This is a genomic window from Sporolactobacillus shoreicorticis (assembly GCF_024125445.1).
Lineage (GTDB): Bacteria > Bacillota > Bacilli > Bacillales > Sporolactobacillaceae > Sporolactobacillus > Sporolactobacillus shoreicorticis.
In genome coordinates this window covers 190,716-211,915 of the sequence record NZ_JAMXWM010000003.1, presented here as the reverse complement: position 1 = coordinate 211,915, position 21,200 = coordinate 190,716, and the positions used below count along the sequence as shown (strand labels likewise).

Here is a 21,200-nt window from a genome sequence, read left to right as displayed (position 1 = left end):
TTTAAATTAGTTGATCAGCGGAACATCCTGATCGAAATACTGGAAATAGTGAATGATAAACTGATAGAAATCGGTGACGATGGATGAATGATAGCGTTCTTTATTCCATACAAGACTGATCGAGCGCTTACAGTGCGGATGGCTTATTCGAAGCGGAACGATGGAGCGGTCTCTTACCGTTCTTAATGTCAGCGAAGAGAAAAAGGCAACACCGAGACCCTCTGAAACCAGTCCGCGAATGGACAAGGAATCATCTACTTCAAAGGCAATATCCGGCTGAAACCCTGCCATCCGGCAGTAGCTGTCAGTTGTTTCGCGAAAGGCGCCGTTTGCTTTCAGAACAAACGGTTCATGAGCGATATCATGCAGATCAATACTTTTTTTAGCTGCCAGCCGATGCGTTTTCGGAACGACGAGATAAATTTCATCATGCATGAGCAAGCGTGCATGAAGCGGTCTTTCTTGTTCCAATTGATAAGGAGTGATACACAGATCGATCTCACCGTTCTCAAGCTGATGCTGAATGGTTGCTCTTGAAATCTGTTTGACACGAAAGCGAACAAAGGGATGCTCTTTGCGAAAACTGCTGAGCAGATCGGGGATGATCGGTGTCCGCATGACCGCCATTGAAATGCTGTCTTCGTTCAGCTTGGCTAAGTCGATGACCTCCTGTTTGCCTTCTTGAAGTACTGAGAATGCGAGCTCAGCTTTCTCCAGAAAGATTTTCCCATAACGATTAAGCTTAATTCTGCGTCCTTTGCGGTCAAACAGAGAGACGCCGATTTCATCCTCAAGACGTTTAATGGTTTGACTGAGCGAAGGCTGAGCGATGGAAAGTTCCTGCGCAGCCTTCGTCATGTGCTCGATTCGGGCAACGGTTTGAAAGTATTTTAATTGAAGCAGTTCCATGACGCCGACCTCCTAAATTGGCAATGATGAGTGTTATTTCATCCTTCATTGATAGTTTTAAAGCTATACATTTATAATAATATATATATTAGTATTAATGAGCAATACGGATTATTATAGTAACTGTTAATCAGGTGCCAACTGAAAGGCACTTTTTCTATCGGAAATAATAAAAAAGTAAGGTGTGTTCGTTGTCTTTACCTCTATGGAAAAAAAATTTGTATGTTGTTTGGTTCGGTTCTTTTGCGACAGCAGCAGGAATGAGTCAAATTATTCCGTTTTTACCGCTTTATATTGAGAAATTGGGTGTCACAGATACGTCTGAAATAGAGAGCTGGGCAGGGCTTATTTTTGGCGCAACATTTTTTGTGTCCGCTCTCGTCTCTCCACTATGGGGACGCTTGGCTGATAAATATGGGCGGAAGCCGATGTTGCTCCGCGCGAGTCTGGGCATGTGTCTTGTTGTTTTTCTTATGTCTTTCGCACAGAACGTTTATCAGCTTTTTGGTCTGCGTCTTATCATGGGACTGGTTTCCGGTTATATTCCGGCATCGATTATTCTCGTTGCAACGCAGACGCCAAAGACACATTCAGGTTGGGCACTGGGCATGCTGTCCACGGGAGGAATCAGCGGTTCACTTGTCGGACCGCTTGTCGGGGGTCTGCTTTCGGAATATATGGGCATGCGTCTTGTCTTTATTGACACGAGTGTTCTGCTGTTCAGCGCTTTTCTCGCGTCCTACTTTCTGGTAAAAGAGAAAGTGGTTGTCTCTGAGAAAAAGGCGCCTTCGATCAAGAAAGTGTGGGCGATGACGCCGCATGTCGGCCTGTTTCTTGCCATGTTTGTCACGACTTTCATGGTACAGCTTGCGAATATGTCGATTCAGCCGATTATCACTGTCTATGTGAGAATTCTTTCACCGGGTTCGGCGCATCTTGCACTGATGTCGGGTATCGTCGTAGCGGCCGCGGGGCTGGCGAGCGTCATTTCAGCGCCTTTTCTCGGAAAACTGTCTGATCGGATCGGTCCACGTCGCGTGCTGCTGTATGCGCTGCTTTTTACAGGGGTGATCTTTATACCGCAGGCATTCGTGACGAACACTTGGCAGCTGACGGTTCTGCGTTTCCTTCTTGGTCTTGCTACCGCTGGCATTTTACCTTCGATTAACACTATTGTGAAGAAAATGGCCCCGTCACAAATTACCGGACAGCTGTTCGGCTATAATCAGTCCGCACAGTTTCTCGGAACGCTTGGCGGCTCACTGCTTGGCGGACATATGGCAGCAGCGTTCGGAATTAAATATGTCTTCTTTTCCACGAGTCTGCTCTTGTTCATCAATGCCGGCTGGGTTGTTGCCTCGGAATTACTGGTGAAAAGAAGGGAAAGAAAAATCGAAGCTGCCCGCCCGCAGGTGCTTCGATAATTGATGAAAAATCAAATAAACGAGGAGTGATAGCATCTGCAATCAGTGGATGCTTCTTTTTTTGAATCGACCGCCTTTGACATCGTGAATATCACTGATAGCGAGGAATGCGCTTTTGTCAATTGAATCAACAATATTCTTTACCTTAGCTTCTTCAAGACGGCTGATGACGGTAAAAATGACATTTTTATCATTTCCTGTATATGCACCTTCACCGTTCAGATAAGTGACACCGCGACCGAGCCGGTCATTAAGGGCGTCACCAATTTCTTCGTGCTGATCGCTGATGATCCATACGGCTTTGGAGGACTCGAGACCTTCGCTCGTTATATCGATCATTTTGAATGCGACGAAGTAAGCGATTAAAGAGTACATTGCATAGTTCCAGCCGAATACGAATCCTGCGGACCCCAGAATAAAAATATTGATGAACAGAACAACTTCACCGACTGAAAAAGGCGTTTTTTGGTTAAAAAGCACGGCCAAAATTTCCGTTCCGTCTGAGGAACCTCCGTTTCGAATGACAAGCCCGACACCGATCCCCATGATGATTCCGCCAAAAACTGCTGCAAGAAGCAAATCATCGGTAAAACGAGGTACCGGTGTAAATAAAGTTGTGAGAAAAGCCAGAAGTGTGACACCACAGGCGGAAGTAATGGTGAACGTCTTTCCCATCTGTTTGTAGCCGATGATGAAGAAGGGAATGTTTATGATGACGAGAAACACACCGATCGGCCAGCCTGATAGATGCGCCAACATGATTGAAACCCCGACAACGCCGCCGTCGATAATTTTATTTGGCACGAGAAATGCTTCAAGTGCGATTGCTTCGAACGTGACACCGATTGCAATAAGCAAAGCGCGAATAACATATTGATAAAATTTTAGTCCCTTATGTTTATGCTGCTGCTTAGGTGAAATTCCGACTTGCTCTGCTGTTCCCAATGGCGTACCATCCCTTCGATTTACACATGTATTAAATTTTAATATGTAGCACCGACATTCATAATTGATGCCGGGCAGTAGTTATCTTTAAAGTAATTAATATAATAATTATAAGCGACATTCAGAAGGAATCAAAAGATTTGGTATTTGCAGAAAAAATAACCAGCTTTTCAATGAATCAAAACAATATAGGGTCTGGTTATCAACAAACTTACTCAGTCATGTTATTCGCCTTTTCTTGCTTTTTTCGGAACGTTCTGTTGCAAGCGAAATAACGTGTTCATTACTCTGAAAATAAGTTTTGATTCCTTAGTCAGAATTGGACCGATAATGGCAAGAATTAAGACATACAAAGCTGAGAACGGCTGCAGAATTGGCATGAGTGAACCGGCGATCCCAAGATTCGCCATAATAATGGAAAATTCACCTCGGGAGACAATTGTTAAACCAATATTTGTCGATGATTTATACGAAAGTCCGGCAAGTTTCCCTGCAACAAGTCCGGCAACAAAATTTCCAATAACGGTAATCAGAACAGCGCCAAGTGTCATCCATACTGCTCCGCCAAGCTTTGTCGGATCGATGCTGAGTCCGAAGCTGAAGAAAAAGATGGCACCGAAAAAATTACGGAACGGTATGACGAGATGCTCCATCCGCTGGGCCTGATCGGTTTCCGAGTAAACAAGCCCGAGCAGAAGTGCTCCGATTGCTTCTGCCACATGAATGGTTTCTGAAAATCCGGCAATGAAAAACAGTGAAGCAAAAATGACAATGATGAATATTTCGTCAGATGCAATTTTGAGCAGCTTATTGAGCAGCGGTGCTGCCTTTCGTGCAATGATGAAAAACAGAAGCATGTAGCCAAGTGACAGCAAAATAGAGAGCAGGGTGCCTATCAGGGATTGCGACTTGCCAAGTACAAGTCCGGAGACGGCCGACAAATAAACAGCAAGGAAAATATCCTCGAACATAATGATTCCGAGAATTAATTCTGTTTCTGAATTTCCTGTTCTGCGTAAATCAACCAAGACTTTCGCAACAATTGCACTCGATGATACAGTGATGATTCCGGCAATAATCAGGGTTTCTTTTAAAGGAAAACCAAGCAGTACCGGATAAAGAAGGCCAAGAGTCAGGTTGATTCCAATATAGACAGACCCTCCGACGATTATCGATTTTCCGGAACGGATTAGCTTGCTTGTCGAAAATTCCAAGCCGAGGTAGAAAAGCAGAAACAGGATGCCGATTCGTCCAAGAAATTCAATAAGCTCCGCACTATGGATAAACTTTAAATTGATGATCCAAAAATGCGGTGCATGCGGACCGACGATCATACCGGCAAGAATGAGGAATGGAATAATGGAAAAGTTGAGCCTGTTTGCGATCAATGCCGCTATCGCGACAAGAACAAGAGCGGTACCGACTTCAAAGACTAAATGATCCATTTATTCCTCCTTCCCTCGAGTGAACAGTTCCTTGTACGCGCGTTTTAAATCAACACGTTCGCCCGATACAACAATGGTGTCACCGGCACGAAACTCTGAATCCACACCCGGATTTAATTGTTTGGTCTGATCTTTTCGGATGATTCCGATCACGTTAATTTTGTAATTTTGTCTCATGCCGACACCGCCAATTGTTTTTCCAACGATCGGGGCGTCAGCAACGACTTTAAACCATTCGATGATTAAGTCGTTTAAAGCCACTTCGACATTTTCCATTGCCTTCGGTTTGTATGCCATACCGCCAATAATTGAGGCAAACTGGCGCGCCTCAGAGTCTGTAAGGCTGACCGATGAAATACATTCATCCGGTTCAGTCGAATCATAATGGTAGACATCCCTTCGTCCGTCATCATGGATGACGACAACGACACGCTCGTCTTGATCCGTTGTCAGGACGAATTTCTTTCCAATTCCCGGGAGATCTGTTTCTTTAATGTTCATTTATTCGCTCCTCTCACAGTATAGTTGGTTCCCATCTGTTCTTCTTCAGTGTGTCCAAATAGCTGATAAAAAAGAAATCATTTAAGGCAAAAAACATCCCATTCAGCAAACCATAATTTAATTGTATCGAAAGGAATACCTGGTGGTCAATCTTCAGCCTTTTTCAAAAACTGCTAAAAAAGGGAAAAATAATCGAAAACTCTCTTTTCATGAACAATATATTATATTTATTGTTAAATCGGATTTATGAAAACGCTGAAATGTTCAAAACATACTTTTGCACTGATTATAAAATCGGGTTATGATTATTTTGCAGAGAGTAATCGCACACGAACTGTTTGCTCAAGGAAGATCGTAAGCATTTCATGTCGATTGATTGTCAGCTGAGCGATCATAAATGAATTAACGCCATCTTTGTTTATGAAACAAATGATCCGTTAAGGGGACAAGATCTGGTCTTAGTCTACACATGAATCGCACGGACAGTCTCCGCACAGAACAGGCTTGTTTTCCGGGAATGACAGGGTTTGAGCACAGTCCGAATGTGCGGTTTTTCGATGCGGCATAAGTTTAACTGATTCATGAATTGGTGTTTTTCACGCCCCCCTATCCTCCTCGTAATCCGCAAAAAGGCAGCAAATGCTGCTTTTTGCATGCTGGAAAAAGGAGCACATCGATGTGGATGGGGGCGCGGAATCAATTGGTGTGGAACTGCGATTAAGGAGACGGTCATTGTGTCACTTGATGGTCAAAAAATAGTACCAGCGGCAAATACTATGAAAAATTTTGAACGATTACTGAATCTCCCATTTCATCAAATCATTATTTTGGACAGCCATCTTTCATTAATCAGTACAATGGTGCGGATGGGGAAACAGGCGAACAAGCATCTGTTTATTCATGCAGATTTAATTCAAGGGCTGAAGAATGACTCGGCAGCGGCTGAATTTGTTTGTCAGCAGATTCGTCCCTACGGCATTATTTCAACCCGAAGTACGATGCTCGAAATGGGGAAAAAACGCGGATTGATTACTGTTCAGCGCATGTTTTTACTTGATTCACGCTCCATGGAGACCGGTTATCGTCTGTTCGAACACGTCAAACCTGATATGGTAGAGCTGTTGCCGGGTATCATTCCCGACTTGATTCGTGAAGTCATTGAAAAAATTCGCGTACCTGTCATCGCCGGCGGACTGATCCGCACCGTTCAAGAGGCAAAGAATGCATTAAAATCGGGAGCCGCAGCAGTTTCAACTTCAAAAACAGAACTGTGGAATACATTGGAAATAAACAAAGTTCAGTGATAAATGACCGTTTCAGTAAAAAGAATGTGAACAAAATATATATTTTTTATGACAATTCATTGACAACGCTTACATTAATCGTTACGATAAAACTGTCAAGTTAATGCAAAGCCACGGATATGAGATTGGATCATCCACGCGAGGAGCACGGGCACTGTTTGTCCGTAATTGCTTGTCGTGGATTTTTATTGTCTGATAGTGGTGTCAAAGGTATAAATCTTAACTTGAATTTCAGCTCAAAGGTGGTCGTTGGCATGTCGGGTTTTCTTGGCGAATTAATCGGCACAATGATCTTAATTATTCTCGGGGACGGTGTCTGTGCCGGTGTCAATCTGACAAAGTCTTATGCAAAAAGTTCTGGGTGGATCGTCATCACATTTGGTTGGGGTCTGGCAGTTGCCATTGGTGCCTATTCAGTCGGACAATTCAGCGGTGCCCATTTGAATCCTGCACTGACTCTTGGTCTTGCGGCGATTGGTGAATTTCCATGGCGAGAAGTGCCTATGTATCTCAGCGCTCAGATGATCGGAGGATTTCTCGGAGCATGCGTTGTCTATCTGCATTATTTACCGCATTGGGGCGGGACAAAGGACCCTGCAATCAAGCTTGGCGTTTTTTGCACAGGTCCGGCAATCAGACATAACTGGGCCAACCTGCTTAGCGAAATCATCGGTACGTTTATTCTAGTTGTCGGCATTCTCTCAATTGGTGCAAATCAACTGGCTCATGGGTTGAATCCTTTAATCGTCGGATTTCTGATTGTGGTTATCGGCATGGCACTTGGAGGAACGACCGGTTATGCCATTAATCCTGCCAGAGACCTCGCTCCGCGACTTGCTCACGCACTTCTTCCGATTAAGGGGAAGGGCGGATCTAACTGGGGATATGCATGGATTCCGATTGTCGGACCGGTGATCGGCGGCGTTTTCGGAGCTCTATTCTATCAAGCCCTGTTTCTTGGACATCAGACTCTTGCCTTTTGGATCGGTTCAGCCACCGTTTTTACCGTAATCGCTGCTTCACTCATTACCGAAAAGAGGCGGCATCCGATCCAATCAAATGAAAAAATCAATATGCCGTTGGAAAATAACTACTAGATTTATACAATGATTCAACTTGCAGGAGAATCCACATGAAAGAATCGGCCGACTGAGCTCCGAACAATCGACTATTTGAGAAACGAACCAAAGGATTAACAGTTGAGGGGGACTGTATTGATGGGGAAATATATTTTGGCACTTGATGAGGGAACGACAAGTGTCCGTTCAATGATTTTCGACGAGCAGGCAAACGTAGTACAAATGGCACAGAAAGAGTTTACCCAATTTTTTCCGCAGCCCGGCTGGGTTGAGCAGGATGCAAATGAGATTTGGGGATCAATTTTGTCAGTGATTGCCGACTCGCTGCTGACCGGTGAAATCGATGCAAAGGATATTGCCGGAATCGGAATCACAAATCAACGCGAGACAACAGTTGTCTGGGATCGGCGCACTGGCCATCCGATTTATCATGCGATTGTCTGGCAGTCGAGACAAACCGCAGATGTATGCCAAGCGCTTAAAGAGGCCGGATTTGAAGATCTATTTCATAATAAAACAGGACTTGTCCTTGATCCTTATTTTGCCGGAACGAAGGTCAAATGGATCTTGGATCATGTGGATGGGGCACGCGAAAAGGCAGAAAAAGGTGATCTATTGTTTGGAACGATTGACACCTGGCTGGTTTGGAAGCTATCGGGGGGAAAGGCCCACGTGACGGATTACTCGAATGCTTCGCGGACACTTATGTATAATATTTATGATCTGAAATGGGACGAAGAACTGCTCAATATTTTAGGCGTGCCTAAAGCGATGCTGCCGGAAGTCAAATCATCATCAGAGGTCTATGCAAAAACAATTGACTATCATTTCTTTGGTCAGGAAGTGCCAATCGCAGGAATTGCAGGCGACCAGCAGTCGGCACTATTTGGCCAGGCGTGCTATGAAACGGGTATGGTTAAGAATACTTATGGAACCGGCTGTTTCATGCTGATGAACACCGGTGAGCAGGCGGTGCGTTCGAAAAGTGGTTTGCTGACAACCATTGCGTGGGGCATAAACGGTAAAATTACTTATGCACTCGAAGGAAGTGTTTTTGTTGCCGGTTCGGCCATTCAGTGGCTGCGTGACGGGTTGCGTATGTTCCGTTATTCACAGGAGAGTGAAGAATATGCGCGCCGAGTAGAATCAACGGATGGAATGTACTTTGTTCCGGCATTTGTCGGACTTGGCACCCCCTACTGGGACTCTGATGTGCGCGGAGCAGCATTTGGCATTACGCGCGGCACGACCAAGGAACACTTTATTCGTGCAACACTTGAATCGCTGGCTTATCGCACAAAGGATGTCCTGGATGCGATGGAAGAAGATTCCGGGATCAAGTTGAAGAAGCTGCGTGTTGATGGCGGCGCGTCAATGAATAATTTTTTAATGCAGTTCCAAAGCGATATCCTTGGTGTGGAAGTAGAACGGCCGACGAGCAGCGAAACGACGGCACTCGGTGCGGCGTATCTTGCCGGACTCGCCGTTGGAATCTGGAAAAATGAAGCAGAACTTTCAGATGGATGGCAAGTAGGCAAAAAATTTGATGCCGTGATGCAAGAAAGCAGTCGTTACAAGCTTTACAGCGGCTGGAAAAAAGCAGTAAATGCCGCGCGAGCATTTAAATAATCGCGTATTACCAGATAATAAAAGTTAATAAAAGGTTATGAAAAGGGCAGAAGACCACAGTATACGCCGAGGCATCAAAAACCGGAGGTGTATTTGTGGTCTTTTTCAATAAGTAGTTCTCGTTCACCTTTTTAATACTATTTAAGAAAGCATATAAATTTTAAGGAAAATAGCATAAGCGCGACGGCGACTTCGCCTCCTTGCCGGCGGAACGTCGAAGCCAGATTTTCTAATGAAAAAAATGTGTAAATGGGGGAATAAAAATGACTTTATCATCATTTAACAGAAATGAAATTTTGGATCGAATGGCTGGAGAAATTCTGGATCTGTTTATTATCGGTGGTGGAATTACTGGAGCAGGCATCGCCCTTGATGCAACTGTTCGCGGTTTAAAAGTCGGGTTAGCTGATATGCGGGACTTTGCCGGCGGAACATCCAGCAGATCAACAAAGCTCGTCCATGGCGGGCTGCGCTATTTAAAACAGTTTGAGGTGAAGATTGTCGCCGAAGTGGGAAAAGAACGGGCAATCGTGTATGAGAATGCCCCCCATGTGACCTCACCGGAAAAAATGATGCTGCCGATTTATAAAAACGGTACATTCGGACACTTCTCCACATCGCTTGGCTTAAAAGTTTACGATTTCCTAGCCGGAGTGAAGCGTGAGGAACGACGAGTCATGCTCAGTCGTGATGAAACATTGAAAAAAGAACCGTTGCTGAAGCAAGAGGGCTTAAAAGGAAGCGGTTATTATGTGGAATACCGCACTGATGACGCTCGATTGACGCTCGAGACGTTGAAAGAAGCATCAGACCGCGGTGCACTTGCTGTCAACTACGCTAAAATTGAAAGTTTGATCTATGATCGTGACAAGAGATTGACTGGTGTACGGGTCGTTGATCGTTTGACGAAAAAAGAATATCGTATTTTTGCGAAGAAAATCGTCAATGCAGCGGGGCCATGGGTGGATACGATTCGCGAGCAGGATCATTCTAAGAAGGGCAAACACTTGCACTTGACAAAAGGTGTTCATATTGTGATTGACGGCAAGCGTTTTCCAATGAAACAATCCGTTTATTTCGACACCACCAATGGCGACAAACGGATGATTTTCGTCATTCCTCGGGAAGGAAAAGTTTATGCAGGGACGACGGATACCACCTATTCACGCTGGCCGATTGATCCGAAACCAACGGTTGAGGATCGCGATTATATTCTCGCTGCGATTAACGGTATGTTTCCATCTGTACAGCTTACTGCAGACGATGTAGAATCCAGTTGGGCAGGTGTTCGCCCTTTAATTCAAGAAGAGGGAAAATTGCCTTCGGAAATCTCGAGAAAGGACGAAATCTTCATTTCCGATTCAGGATTGATTTCGATAGCGGGAGGCAAATTGACAGGCTACCGTAAGATGGCTGAGCGCGTGGTCGATGAAGTAACGAACCAGCTTCATCGTGAAACCGGCATGATCTATTCGCAGTGCCAAACAGTCCGAGTTCCATTATCAGGAGGGCATTTCGGCGGTTCTGTCCATTACAGGGATTTTGTGCGGAAACAAATGCAGTATGGAATGGCTCTTGGCCTGACCGAAAGAGAGGCTGAGAATCTTACGGAAAAATACGGTACAAATGTTGCGATTATCTTTGACTCTATTCGGACAAATCGAGATGCAGCCCGGCAATATGGGGTGACTCCCGCGCTTTTGGCAACGGTCCAATATGCGCTTCACGATGAAATGATCCTGTCACCGGTGGATTATTTCACAAGGCGTTCCGGCATGACCTTATTTTCCATAAAGGCAGCCCGACAATTAGCGCAGCCGGTCATGCAGTTTATGGCAGATCAGCTTAACTGGTCGAACGAACAAAAAAATAGGTACGCACATGAGCTTGAAGAATCGTTCAATGACGCAACGCCGCGCGATGTAGCTGTCGACGGTTCTGGAACAAAGATCGTTTAATGGATGCACTGGGTCATCTTAATTTATTCAAACACCAACGAACCAGCTGAATAATCTTTTTTAACAAATCAAAAAATAACTGGAAGACGCTTCAAATTTATTATTATACGTTTGAAGTGTCTTTTTACATAAATAAACCCAGTAACGTAATTATGAACCTGTTTCGTGAACATCCAAGCATGAAGTCTGATCGTCAGATTAAATTTCTTGATTAAATACCCCCTTAGGGTATAATGAATACTGAGGAGGGAATTTTAATGGAAGAATCTAAGAATCAGTGTACATGCGCGGATAACTCCTTGGAACATGCCAATCATTCTGAAGAACGGGCACCGCTTGTACCAAGAACCTCCGACGAAAAACGCAAGATCGTCAATCGGTTGAAACGGGTGGAGGGGCAGGTACGCGGCATCGAAAGGATGGTAGAGGATGATCGTTATTGTGTCGACATTCTGATCCAGCTTTCCGCAGTACAGGCAGCTTTGCAAAAAATCGGTTTTTCAATACTTGAGCGTCACACGAAAACATGTGTTGCCAAGGCTATTGAAGAAGGACATGGCGAAGAACAAATCAATGAATTGTTAAAAGTGGTGAAGCAGTTTAAATAGATGATGCTGTAAAAAAGGAGAGACAGCGATGAAGAAAGCAGCACATATAGGGATTACCGGCATGACATGCGCCGCCTGTGCCAATCGGATCGAACGTGGTCTTAATCGGATGGACGGTGTTGCGGCAAATGTGAATTTAGCGATGGAGAAAGCGAAGGTTGCGTACGATGATCAACGGATCAAACCGGTCGAAATCGCTGAGAAAATCGAAAAGCTTGGTTATGGGGTAGCAAGCGAGCGCGTTGATCTGGCGATTTCGGGTATGACGTGTGCGGCTTGCGCAGCGCGAATTGAGAAAGGATTGAAACGTCTGCCGGGTATTATTTCCGCTACGGTAAATCTGGCAACAGAATCCGCTGCTGTTTACTATCAGCCGGGCTTTATTGAACCTGAGGCGATGTTTGAGAAGATACACAAGCTTGGTTACAGTGCGGTGCTGAAACAAGCCCTTGAAAGTGATGGGAAAGCTAAAGAAATACGTAGGAAAAGAAATCGATTGATCTTGTCTGCGGTTTTGTCCCTACCGCTGCTTTTGACAATGGTGACCCATCTTCCGTTTTATCACGGGCCGTTTCCGATGCTGCTTATGAATCCATGGATTCAGTTCGTGCCTGCGAGTATCGTCCAGTTTTATATCGGTTGGCCGTTCTACAGCGGAGGCGTGCGTGCATTATTGAATCGAAGTGCGAATATGGATGTACTTGTTGCACTTGGAACGAGCGCCGCCTATTTTTACAGTGTGGTTCAGACGGTTCGCTATCAATTTGCAGGGCTGCATCACCCGCAACTCTATTTTGAGACGAGCGCCATTCTGATAACATTGGTACTGCTTGGCAAATACATGGAGACGCTTGCGAAAAGACAGACAACGACTGCACTTACGGAGTTAATGGATCTGCAAGCTAAGGATGCCGCAAAGATCGTGGACGGCGCGGAAGAACGTGTGCCGATTGAGCAGGTCGAAAGCGGGGATTTACTTCGCGTTCGACCAGGTGAAAAGATTCCGGTTGACGGAGTCCTTGTTGACGGAGAGTCCGCCGTTGACGAATCAATGATTACCGGTGAATCGTTGCCAATCATGAAACGTTCCGGTGATCAATTAATCGGTGCGACGGTGAATACAACCGGATCATTTATCATGAAAGCTGAAAAAGTCGGTAAAGACACGGCACTTGCAGGCATCGTGCGTATTGTTGAAGAGGCGCAAGGTTCAAAAGCGCCGATTCAGCGATTAGCTGACCATATTTCCGGCATTTTCGTACCGATCGTTTTGGTGATTGCCCTATTTGTTTTCGTTATATGGATCACCGCTGTGCAGCCCGGTCAATGGGATACGGCACTTGCAGCGGCGATCAGTGTACTTGTGATTGCCTGCCCGTGTGCGTTGGGACTTGCGACGCCGACTTCTATTATGGTCGGTACCGGAAAGGCTGCAGAACAGGGGATACTTTTTAAGGGCGGCGAATATTTGGAAACGACGCAAAATCTACAGTCCATAATTTTTGATAAGACGGGAACGATTACAAAGGGAAAGCCTGAGGTAACCGATGTCGTTCGTTTTGGTGATCTAAAAAAAGAAGACGTACTCATGCTCGCCGCAGCGGCCGAAAAATCCAGCGAGCATCCTCTGGCCCGAGCCATTGTCACCGCTTATCAAAGTGACGAGTGGCCGTCCGTGACTCATTTTGAGACACATACCGGGTCCGGAGTCACTGCTTTGGTAGCTGAGAAAAAGGTTGTGATTGGGACACGCCGTTTGATGAATCAAAATAAAATTGAGTTTCATCATGCCTTGGATGATACGCTTCGATTAGAAGCGAACGGTAAAACCGTTATGTTTGTTGCGGTTGACGGAAAGCTTCAAGCATTGATCGCTGTCGCAGATACAATTAAAGAATCATCAGTCTCTGCCATTGAGGAATTGAAGGCACGCGGAATCAGCGTTTATATGGTTACCGGCGATAATCAGCGAACGGCTGAAGCAATTGCCAAAAAGGTTGGTATTGATCATGTCTTTGCTGAAGTACTTCCTGAGGATAAGGCGAAGAAGGTGCGTGAACTGCAAAATCAGGGACTGCGTGTGGCAATGGTCGGTGACGGAATCAATGACGCACCTGCGCTTGCCGTAGCCGACATCGGCATGGCGATCGGGAGCGGTACAGATGTTGCCATTGAGGCAGCAGATATTACTTTGGTCGGCGGTGAATTGACTCATGTCGCAAAAGCGCTGGATCTGAGCAAGAAGACGATGCGTAATATCAGGCAGAACTTATTCTGGGCGCTTTTTTATAATACGATCGGCATCCCGGTTGCTGCACTCGGCCTGCTTGCACCTTGGGTTGCCGGAGCAGCGATGGCATTCAGTTCCGTATCGGTTGTGTCGAACAGCCTGCGCTTGAAACGGATGAAAGTCTGATTTGATACTTACTTTTTAAGGAGGTGAATAAAAAATGGAGGAACGTGTATTGGAGGTCAAGGGTATGAGCTGCGGACACTGCAAAATGGCAGTAACCGGCGCTTTGAAACAGCTTGATGGTGTTTCTACGGTAGACGTCGATTTAACAAGCGGAAAAGTAGATGTCACTTATGACGAGGCGAAAGTCGGATTCACGCAAATGAAGGATGCCGTTGAAGATCAGGGCTACGATGTTGTAAAATAATGTAACTTGTTTTAATCATGAGATTATGAACCACAAAGGCTTTCAGCCGCAGAGCAAACCACCCGTTCACACGGGTGGTTTTGATTGGAGATGCTCGTGCAATTCTCCAGCGTAATAAAAAACAAACCATTCGTGTTAAAATGCTCCGTAAAGGTGTCTTCGATCAGCTTTTTCCGCGTCAGGATCGAATGGAGAAAGTGACTGGACTGATCGGTTTTATCAGCGCAGCGGCCTTTCGAAGGTTGCTCGCAAAGTCGGATTCATGAATCTGTTTCCAGAGAGTATGGCTACGATGGAAAAGGTTTTGCCGGAGGTACCGAAACGAAGCGAAATGAAACAGCGCCCGCGTCAATTTGAACATGAAGAAGAGAAGAAGGCAACGGTTGCCCTGTTTGCCGGATGTCTTATGGATACCATGTTTTTTGATACCAACAACGCGACGATAAAATTGCTCCGAAAAGCGGGATGTGACGTTGTGATTCCTGAAAATCAATTATGCTGCGGTGCACTTCATGGACATAACGGTGAGCTTGAAAAATCGAAAGAGATGGCAAGACGAAATATCGAAGCCTTTGAAGCTGTGGAAGCAGATTATATTATTACCAATGCTGGGGGGGGCAGCGCGTTTCTGATTGAATATGACCATTTACTTAAAAATGAACCGGATTGGGTGGAACGTGCAAAACATTTTGTCGCTAAATTAAAGGATATTTCTGCTATTCTGGTTGACCTTGACTTTCAGAGAACATATCGATTGCGTCTTCCGAAACAGATCGTTACGTATCAAGATTCCTGTCATCTGCGTAATGTCATGAAAACCTTCGATGAACCAAGAGTTCTTCTTAACGCGATTGAGGGCGCACATTTTGTAGAAATGGAAGGGGCTGATACATGCTGCGGATCGGCGGGAGATTATGGCCATGCAAATTCTCGATCACAAAATGGCGAAAGCCGCAGATACGCATGCCCAGACGATTGTAACTGCCAATCCCGGCTGTCTTCTTGAAATGAAGCTCGGACTCGAGCGTGCAAATAAAACGGGTAAAGTGCGTGCCATGCACATTGCTGATGTTCTGGTTGAAGCATTTGTTGATTAATATTTATAGTCAAGAATTAAGCAGCCGAATGTTCTTTTCGGCTGCTTGCTGCTTACTTATTCTTACGGGCGCGTTCCTCCAATTTGGAAACGGATGATTGATGGTCATTCTTAGCGCGCCCGGCTGGAGAGACACTTGACGCAGCCGCTCCTTTATTAGATCGGTACTCTTTCTTCCTTGCTTCAGACATGACCGCATACCTCCCTAAATCTAGTATGCGATTTCAGAAGCTTCGTTATGCAGGATCATAACCATTTGCTCATGTTAATGTCGGTCGCTTGATAGCCGAGTTTTTGATACACATGATAGGCACGCGTGTTATGCGCAAACACATGAAGACTGATTTTTATGAGCCCAAGTGTACGGCAGTAAACGAAAAGCGTCTGCATGGCGAGCTGCCCTAATCCGTGACCGCGGTACGGTTCAAAGATTTCAAAGTCATAGATAAAGGCTTCCCTGCGTTCCGGTGAAAGCTGTAGCCAAAAGATGCCCACTTTTCTTCCTGTCTCGTCCACGAGAGACAGGAAACGGTGATTAGCAGTCCGGTACCCTTGCGGAAGCAGACGGCTGATCTCAGCACGTGCGTTCATTAATGCACGCTCAGCAGGCCAAGCGCCGGACTGCTGCTTTTCTTTGGCGTACTCTTTTGTCGAATTGTCAAGGTACGGAGCAAAATCCTCCTCCAACATGTCGGTGATCAGAATGCTCATGAATGTTGAACCTCCTATAATCTAGAGTATGGAAAGGTGCTGCGTACATCGCGCACGAGAGAAAGAAAATGCTCAGGATCTCTGTTTATGAACTGCATGAGGCGATGGGCGGTCCTCCATGACTTCTCATACATTTTCGGAGTGATGATGCCGCTTTCGAGCGCTTCATGCAACTCATCTTCATCGACTAAATAAAGTCTGTGATTCGGGAAAAGGATCAAGTCGAGATACAGATCATCGAACCAAGGTACTCCCTGTTCATCACGTCCGACCTGATGAATGACATCGAAATAACACTGAACAAGCCGCTGCTTCGCGTTGAACATCGCCGTCAGAACGAAATTCGGCGAATGTGCAGGAAAGAGTTGCAGCCAAGAATAATTTTGATCAACGATCTTCGTGCGAACACCGCCGTAAACAACGGATAGCGGTGCTTTAATTTCATTAAATTGAATCAGAACGGCCTCTCCATGAAAATCGGGCCACATAAATTGTTTTTTTCGTGTGTGGCTGGAAATGATTCGACGCCAGCCGCGACGATCCGCATATTTTCGTTTCATTTTTGTCAGTTTCACATGTTCACCTTCTGTCCTACCTTTGTCTATTGTAACGTAAATCACTAAATAATGCGGAATCTTTCGATTGATATTCCTCTATACAAACTATGTATTTTTCATATCTTTGAAAACTTATCCCAAGGATTTTCCGTGCGTTAGCTCGTGGCCATCATCATTATTTTTTACGTTTGCGTTTCATTGATACCCTCTGAAAAAAGAAACACAGGACGATTTTTCTGAACTATGCCAGAAAAACCGTCCTGCTCTATAAGCTGCTCAAAGCTTAATGATTAATTGTAAGATTGGGCGTAACGGTCAATCAATGACCGGCAGCATTTTTGTTTCTTTTTTCATATCCGAATGACAAAGCGGACATTTAGGTGTCTCATCAAAGGAAAATGCATCGCGCATCCACCCAGAGCATGAGTCGTTCGTACATGTCCAAATTGCTGTTTCTGCTTCAGGAACCGGTTCTTGCGGGCCTCGATTAAATCCCATTAATAAAAATCCCCTTTCCTGTTAATCTCTTTATTATATGCTTTTTTCAGAAATTTATCAATCAGGATGAAGAATCATGCATTTCGGAGCTCCCAGTTTCATTGATGTCAATTGACACGTGTGCACGGAACTGTGCATTTGGATAATGGTCTTCCCATGACGAATCGTTAAAATGGCGCGTGTAACTGCGCGCTATATCACCAAGTCCGATGGGATCGACACCTTTTTTTTGAAAGGCTGCGACCATATTTTCCATCCTGTTTTCCAAGTGATTTTGCAATTTCTTTTTCATCTTTGTATAATAATTTTTTGTTTTTATTTCAGGATTTCCCTGCCGAACATTTCCGCTCATTTTAACTTGTGCAGTGATTTTCGGTTCAGCCCCGTTACCGTTCTTGACCTTATAGGAAATAGTTGACTGAATGTCCTCCAGTACAAAATGCTGACCCGGTTTATATTCATAATCATAGTAGCCAAGATTAACGGTCTCAAGTAACGATTTAAAAATGAAATTGGCGTTGTCGCCCATCACAGTTCCTGCATAACGATTGTTTTCAATCAACGCGTATCCGGTAAGCACAATATGTTTTCCTTGTTTTTTGATAATCGGCATATAGGCATTCATATGTGCGCCATAATATTTGTACATGAAAATTTTCATGTTACTCAGCGGAAAATTTTTCTCCTGATTATGGAAGATGAGATCATAAATATAGCGTGAAATTGGAATTTGCGTCTGATAGGTTCCTTCCAGCAATTCTTTCGTGCTGCCGTCAACCATAATCAAATACAGATCGCGTCCGACATCGGGGTCCTGATTTCGAAATTCAATCAATTTCCTGATCCCGTGTTGGAGATAAGCTTTGTTAAGCAGCATAACTCTTAACTTGCCGACGCGAATCGCTTTTTGACCTTTCACCTGAAGTTTTTCGACCAGTGATTTACCGTCATAGGTAATTGCTGATGCAGAAGACATCATTGCAGCTGTGGCAGGAAGGCCGCCGCCTCCTGAGCCGCTCACGCCGCCCGTAACATAATTTGGTACTGTAATCGTACCAAGCACTTTATTATCTCCCAGATAATCAAGACCTTCTGCTTCTGCCATCAGAATGTCGTCAATGATACTTGGCTGTACGCAGCCACTGAGTGCAAGAAAAAGGATGCAGCTGATAAGGCTGATTAACCGCTTCATACGTGTTTCCTCCTCCTCTTCTTCTTGAGTATCCACTGCCAGAAGAAAAGAAACGGGATATAAATGTAAAGAAATCCAAAACCGACATAGGATAAGTAATGGAGAATCAGATTAATTTGCAATCGGTTGTGGATGATGGTGCAAAATAAGATATTCAGCAGAAAAACAAAAATGAGTGCATACTTTTGCTTGATATAACCGGTAATTTCTCTAATTCCGCGAGAAACAACCCATGTCCCGAGTGCGAAGCTGGGAATCAGTGCCCAAATCCAAAGGATCATCCCTAAATATTCAAAACGGTCAAACAATGGAAAATGAATACTTTTCCAAAATGAGATGATCGGCCAAACCTGAGTCATCAGTTCCCCATGGCTAAAGTAAACCGTCCCAAGAATACAGAGGGTCACGTACACAGAGGTTGTCAGTGTAAGACCAAACATTGCCCACTGTTTGGCTTCTTTTGGCCTTTTCAGGAACGGATAGTAGAAGAGAATTGTTTCGAAACCAAGATAGCATGGGATCATCTTGAAAAAGCTTTGTAAATAATCATAAGGCATATGCTCAAGCATCGGCAGCAAATTAGAAAGATGTGAATCTCCGATCAGGTAAAAATCAACGAGATTCAGTGGAAGTATGTAAATAAAGCTGAGGTAGAAAATACCCGTGATTGCACGAAATCCACCCATGACGAGATACCAGATGATCACACTGAAGATGAACGAGAATGCAAGCGGTGAAAGCTTTGGAAAGATCCAGACATTGATAATTTCAATATACGCTCTTAGAAAAACTAATCCAACCATGAATTGATAAGCGATAGCGACAACATTGAGTGCATTGCCAACTATGGTTCCGAAAAAACGTTTGTGCATTGAAAAAAGTTCTTGTGTCCCATAAGGCTTTTCATTCTCAAGCAGTCTGAAAATGACCCCCATGATGATTAGTGTGCTTGCACCTGTAAGAAGCACGGGAAACCAAGCGTCCTGCGCCGAATTCAATGCAGCGATGCGCTGAAACGAAAGAAGACCGACGCCAATTTGCATCATACCAATGATAAACATGGTGTTTTTAGGTGATACTTGTTGGGTTTCATTAATTTTCGGTGATGTCAATCCACAGATCTCCTTCAAATCTACAAAGTAGGTTATTCATCAATATCGTTCTGCTGAATACCCGCCCTTTTTTTTGAGCGCTTGTAATCAAAACGTGATGGATCGCCAGGTCGCAAAAACATGGGCCTTTCTGTTTGATGTGAATAGGGAAAGCGGATGAATGAATCTTTTAAATCGATCAGGCGCAGCGGATAGATAGGCTCGATAAACGGCCGTCCAAGCGACGTGAGACGAAGAAGATGACAGACGAAAAAAGTGAAACATACGGTGATTCCAAGTAATCCCCAAATATTCGCCGCGACAATGAATGGGAATCTCAAAAAACGGATAGTGGTTCCCATTTTATAATTTGGCGTTGTAAATGCAGCGAGTGCAGACATGGCGACAAGAATAAGTAAGACATTGCTTGTTAGACCTGCCTGAACCGAGGCAGTTCCAATAACAATACCGCCAACGATACCCATTGTCTGACCGACCTTGGTCGGGAGACGAGCACCAGCCTCGCGTAAAAGTTCAATCATAATTTCAAGAATGAGCGCTTCAACCATCGGTGAAAAAGGAACGACGCTTCGTGATGTGATCAGCGCACCAAGCAAATCCGTTGGAACGAGCTGGTAGTGAAATGAAAGAACAGCGACATATGTGGCTGAGGAAAGAACAGAAAAAGCCACGGCAAACAAGCGTAATAATCGATAGGCAGTAGCAAAATGCCAGACGACAAAATAGTCATCAAAAGCATTAAAAAATTCGACTAACGTTGTCGGTATAATTAACGCGTTGGGTGATCCGTCAACGAGAACAGCGATTTTCCCTTCATAGAGTCCGGCCGTTGTGCGGTCCGGCCGTTCTGTATCAATAAATACTGGGAATGGCGACCGAGCATTATCGGAAATCAATTGCGACAAAGCTGATGTATCAATAAGATGATCTATCTCAAGATCTTTAATGCGCTGTCTTGCCGTATTAATATTTTCCTCATTCGCAATCCCATCAATATAAGTGAGGCAAACACGTGTATTAGAAATCTTGCCAACGCGCAGCTCTTCAACAGTAAACTGTGGGATTGGAATTCGTTTACGAATGAGACTGATATTCGTATCGATTGCTTCTACAAAAGCTTCTTTGGCACCGATGATACTTGTCTCAACCTCAGACTTCTCAATCTGCCTGCCCTCCCGAAGTACCGATGGAATAAGAAGCGCATTGTTGCTGTTTTCACGGATCTGGATCAAAATAAAGCCAACCATTAGCTTTGTCTGGATTTCTTTCAGATCACTTGTGCGAATCATCTTTTCTATGGGGACATTTTTACGGATATCGTCTAGGCTGCGAATCTTGTCACTATATAAAAAAGGCAGAACATCACGATGAATGGACTCATCATTAATCAGTGAGCTGAAAAACGAGATCCAGCAGGAAAATGAACCGCCTACGTGCTTATAATGGACGAAATCAGGATTTCTCTTCAGTTGATTTAAAAGATGACGCACGTTTTTAGGATGATCGGTTTTTCTCGTGTCTGTATTTATTTTTTCTTTTTCTTTTTCTTTTTTAAACCAAAGCATTGGCGCT

20 protein-coding genes and 1 pseudogene are annotated in these 21,200 nt (G+C 44.5%); 10 read left to right on the top strand and 11 right to left on the bottom strand.

Annotated features, from left to right (window positions below; translation table 11 throughout):
• Nucleotides 1-6 precede the first annotated feature (6 nt).
• Entirely contained in the window at nucleotides 7-909 is a 903-nt protein-coding gene (locus NIE88_RS03925) for a LysR family transcriptional regulator (protein ID WP_253059061.1), read from the bottom strand.
• Nucleotides 910-1,100: 191 nt separating this feature from the next.
• Here NIE88_RS03925 and NIE88_RS03920 point away from each other — a divergent pair, with 191 nt between their 5' ends.
• Entirely contained in the window at nucleotides 1,101-2,333 is a 1,233-nt protein-coding gene (locus tag NIE88_RS03920; protein ID WP_253059059.1) for a multidrug efflux MFS transporter, read from the top strand.
• A gap of 42 nt (nucleotides 2,334-2,375) precedes the next feature.
• Here NIE88_RS03920 and NIE88_RS03915 read toward each other — a convergent pair whose 3' ends face one another.
• The 3 genes from NIE88_RS03915 to NIE88_RS03905 all read right to left on the bottom strand — a co-directional run bounded on the left by NIE88_RS03915 (nucleotide 2,376) and on the right by NIE88_RS03905 (nucleotide 5,224).
• On the bottom strand, nucleotides 2,376-3,278 hold the full coding sequence (locus NIE88_RS03915) for a YitT family protein (RefSeq protein ID WP_290446292.1): 903 nt from the start codon (nucleotides 3,276-3,278) through the stop codon (nucleotides 2,376-2,378).
• Nucleotides 3,279-3,502: 224 nt separating this feature from the next.
• Nucleotides 3,503-4,723 carry a cation:proton antiporter gene (locus NIE88_RS03910; protein WP_253059057.1) on the bottom strand — a complete coding sequence of 407 codons (1,221 nt, stop codon included), beginning with the start codon at nucleotides 4,721-4,723 and terminating at the stop codon, nucleotides 3,503-3,505.
• Complete coding sequence (locus NIE88_RS03905; RefSeq protein ID WP_253059055.1) at nucleotides 4,724-5,224, bottom strand: cation:proton antiporter regulatory subunit; 501 nt, start codon at nucleotides 5,222-5,224, stop codon at nucleotides 4,724-4,726.
• Nucleotides 5,225-5,877: 653 nt separating this feature from the next.
• On the opposite strand from NIE88_RS03905, the gene NIE88_RS03900 reads away from it, so the two are divergent.
• The 9 genes and pseudogenes from NIE88_RS03900 to NIE88_RS03865 form a co-directional block, all read left to right on the top strand.
• The gene (locus tag NIE88_RS03900) at nucleotides 5,878-6,528 is read left to right on the top strand and encodes a glycerol-3-phosphate responsive antiterminator (RefSeq protein WP_253059053.1); all 651 of its coding nucleotides are present in this window, start codon (nucleotides 5,878-5,880) and stop codon (nucleotides 6,526-6,528) included.
• A gap of 254 nt (nucleotides 6,529-6,782) precedes the next feature.
• A complete protein-coding gene (locus NIE88_RS03895; protein ID WP_253059051.1) occupies nucleotides 6,783-7,625 on the top strand; it encodes an MIP/aquaporin family protein in 843 nt (280 codons plus the stop codon).
• Between the two features lie 120 nt (nucleotides 7,626-7,745).
• Nucleotides 7,746-9,236, top strand: a complete 1,491-nt coding sequence (glpK, locus tag NIE88_RS03890) for a glycerol kinase GlpK (RefSeq protein WP_253059049.1) — start codon at nucleotides 7,746-7,748, stop codon at nucleotides 9,234-9,236.
• A 263-nt stretch (nucleotides 9,237-9,499) separates the two neighbouring features.
• Complete coding sequence (locus tag NIE88_RS03885) at nucleotides 9,500-11,194, top strand: glycerol-3-phosphate dehydrogenase/oxidase (protein ID WP_253059042.1); 1,695 nt, start codon at nucleotides 9,500-9,502, stop codon at nucleotides 11,192-11,194.
• 257 nt (nucleotides 11,195-11,451) lie between these two features.
• Entirely contained in the window at nucleotides 11,452-11,802 is a 351-nt protein-coding gene (locus NIE88_RS03880) for a metal-sensitive transcriptional regulator (protein ID WP_373689400.1), read from the top strand.
• 28 nt (nucleotides 11,803-11,830) lie between these two features.
• The gene (locus tag NIE88_RS03875; protein WP_253059040.1) at nucleotides 11,831-14,218 is read left to right on the top strand and encodes a heavy metal translocating P-type ATPase; all 2,388 of its coding nucleotides are present in this window, start codon (nucleotides 11,831-11,833) and stop codon (nucleotides 14,216-14,218) included.
• Nucleotides 14,219-14,252: 34 nt separating this feature from the next.
• On the top strand, nucleotides 14,253-14,462 hold the full coding sequence (gene copZ / locus NIE88_RS03870) for a copper chaperone CopZ (protein WP_253059038.1): 210 nt from the start codon (nucleotides 14,253-14,255) through the stop codon (nucleotides 14,460-14,462).
• An 80-nt stretch (nucleotides 14,463-14,542) separates the two neighbouring features.
• Nucleotides 14,543-14,728 (top strand): hypothetical protein, encoded by a 186-nt coding sequence (locus NIE88_RS22740; RefSeq protein ID WP_373689399.1) that lies wholly within the window; start codon nucleotides 14,543-14,545, stop codon nucleotides 14,726-14,728.
• Nucleotides 14,719-15,415 (top strand): annotated as a pseudogene (locus tag NIE88_RS03865) ((Fe-S)-binding protein); the annotation flags it as partial. The gene NIE88_RS22740 and the pseudogene NIE88_RS03865, both read left to right, overlap by 10 nt.
• A 196-nt stretch (nucleotides 15,416-15,611) precedes the next feature.
• Here the strand turns inward: NIE88_RS03865 and NIE88_RS03860 are convergent.
• The 7 genes from NIE88_RS03860 to NIE88_RS03830 form a co-directional block, all read right to left on the bottom strand.
• Nucleotides 15,612-15,749, bottom strand: coding sequence for a hypothetical protein (locus NIE88_RS03860; protein WP_253059036.1), 138 nt, complete (start codon nucleotides 15,747-15,749; stop codon nucleotides 15,612-15,614).
• A gap of 55 nt (nucleotides 15,750-15,804) precedes the next feature.
• Complete coding sequence (locus NIE88_RS03855; RefSeq protein ID WP_253059034.1) at nucleotides 15,805-16,269, bottom strand: GNAT family N-acetyltransferase; 465 nt, start codon at nucleotides 16,267-16,269, stop codon at nucleotides 15,805-15,807.
• Between the two features lie 14 nt (nucleotides 16,270-16,283).
• Complete coding sequence (locus NIE88_RS03850; protein ID WP_253059032.1) at nucleotides 16,284-16,844, bottom strand: ribonuclease FAU-1 family protein; 561 nt, start codon at nucleotides 16,842-16,844, stop codon at nucleotides 16,284-16,286.
• 297 nt (nucleotides 16,845-17,141) lie between these two features.
• Nucleotides 17,142-17,324 (bottom strand): cold-shock protein, encoded by a 183-nt coding sequence (locus tag NIE88_RS03845; RefSeq protein WP_253059030.1) that lies wholly within the window; start codon nucleotides 17,322-17,324, stop codon nucleotides 17,142-17,144.
• A 61-nt stretch (nucleotides 17,325-17,385) separates the two neighbouring features.
• On the bottom strand, nucleotides 17,386-18,516 hold the full coding sequence (locus NIE88_RS03840; protein ID WP_253059028.1) for a Ger(x)C family spore germination protein: 1,131 nt from the start codon (nucleotides 18,514-18,516) through the stop codon (nucleotides 17,386-17,388).
• Nucleotides 18,513-19,628, bottom strand: coding sequence for a GerAB/ArcD/ProY family transporter (locus NIE88_RS03835; RefSeq protein ID WP_253059026.1), 1,116 nt, complete (start codon nucleotides 19,626-19,628; stop codon nucleotides 18,513-18,515). Before NIE88_RS03835 ends, NIE88_RS03840 begins: the two co-directional genes overlap by 4 nt.
• A 32-nt stretch (nucleotides 19,629-19,660) precedes the next feature.
• Nucleotides 19,661-21,193: a spore germination protein gene (locus NIE88_RS03830; protein ID WP_253059024.1), complete on the bottom strand. Its 1,533-nt coding sequence runs from the start codon at nucleotides 21,191-21,193 to the stop codon at nucleotides 19,661-19,663.
• Between the last annotated feature and the right edge of the window lie 7 nt (nucleotides 21,194-21,200).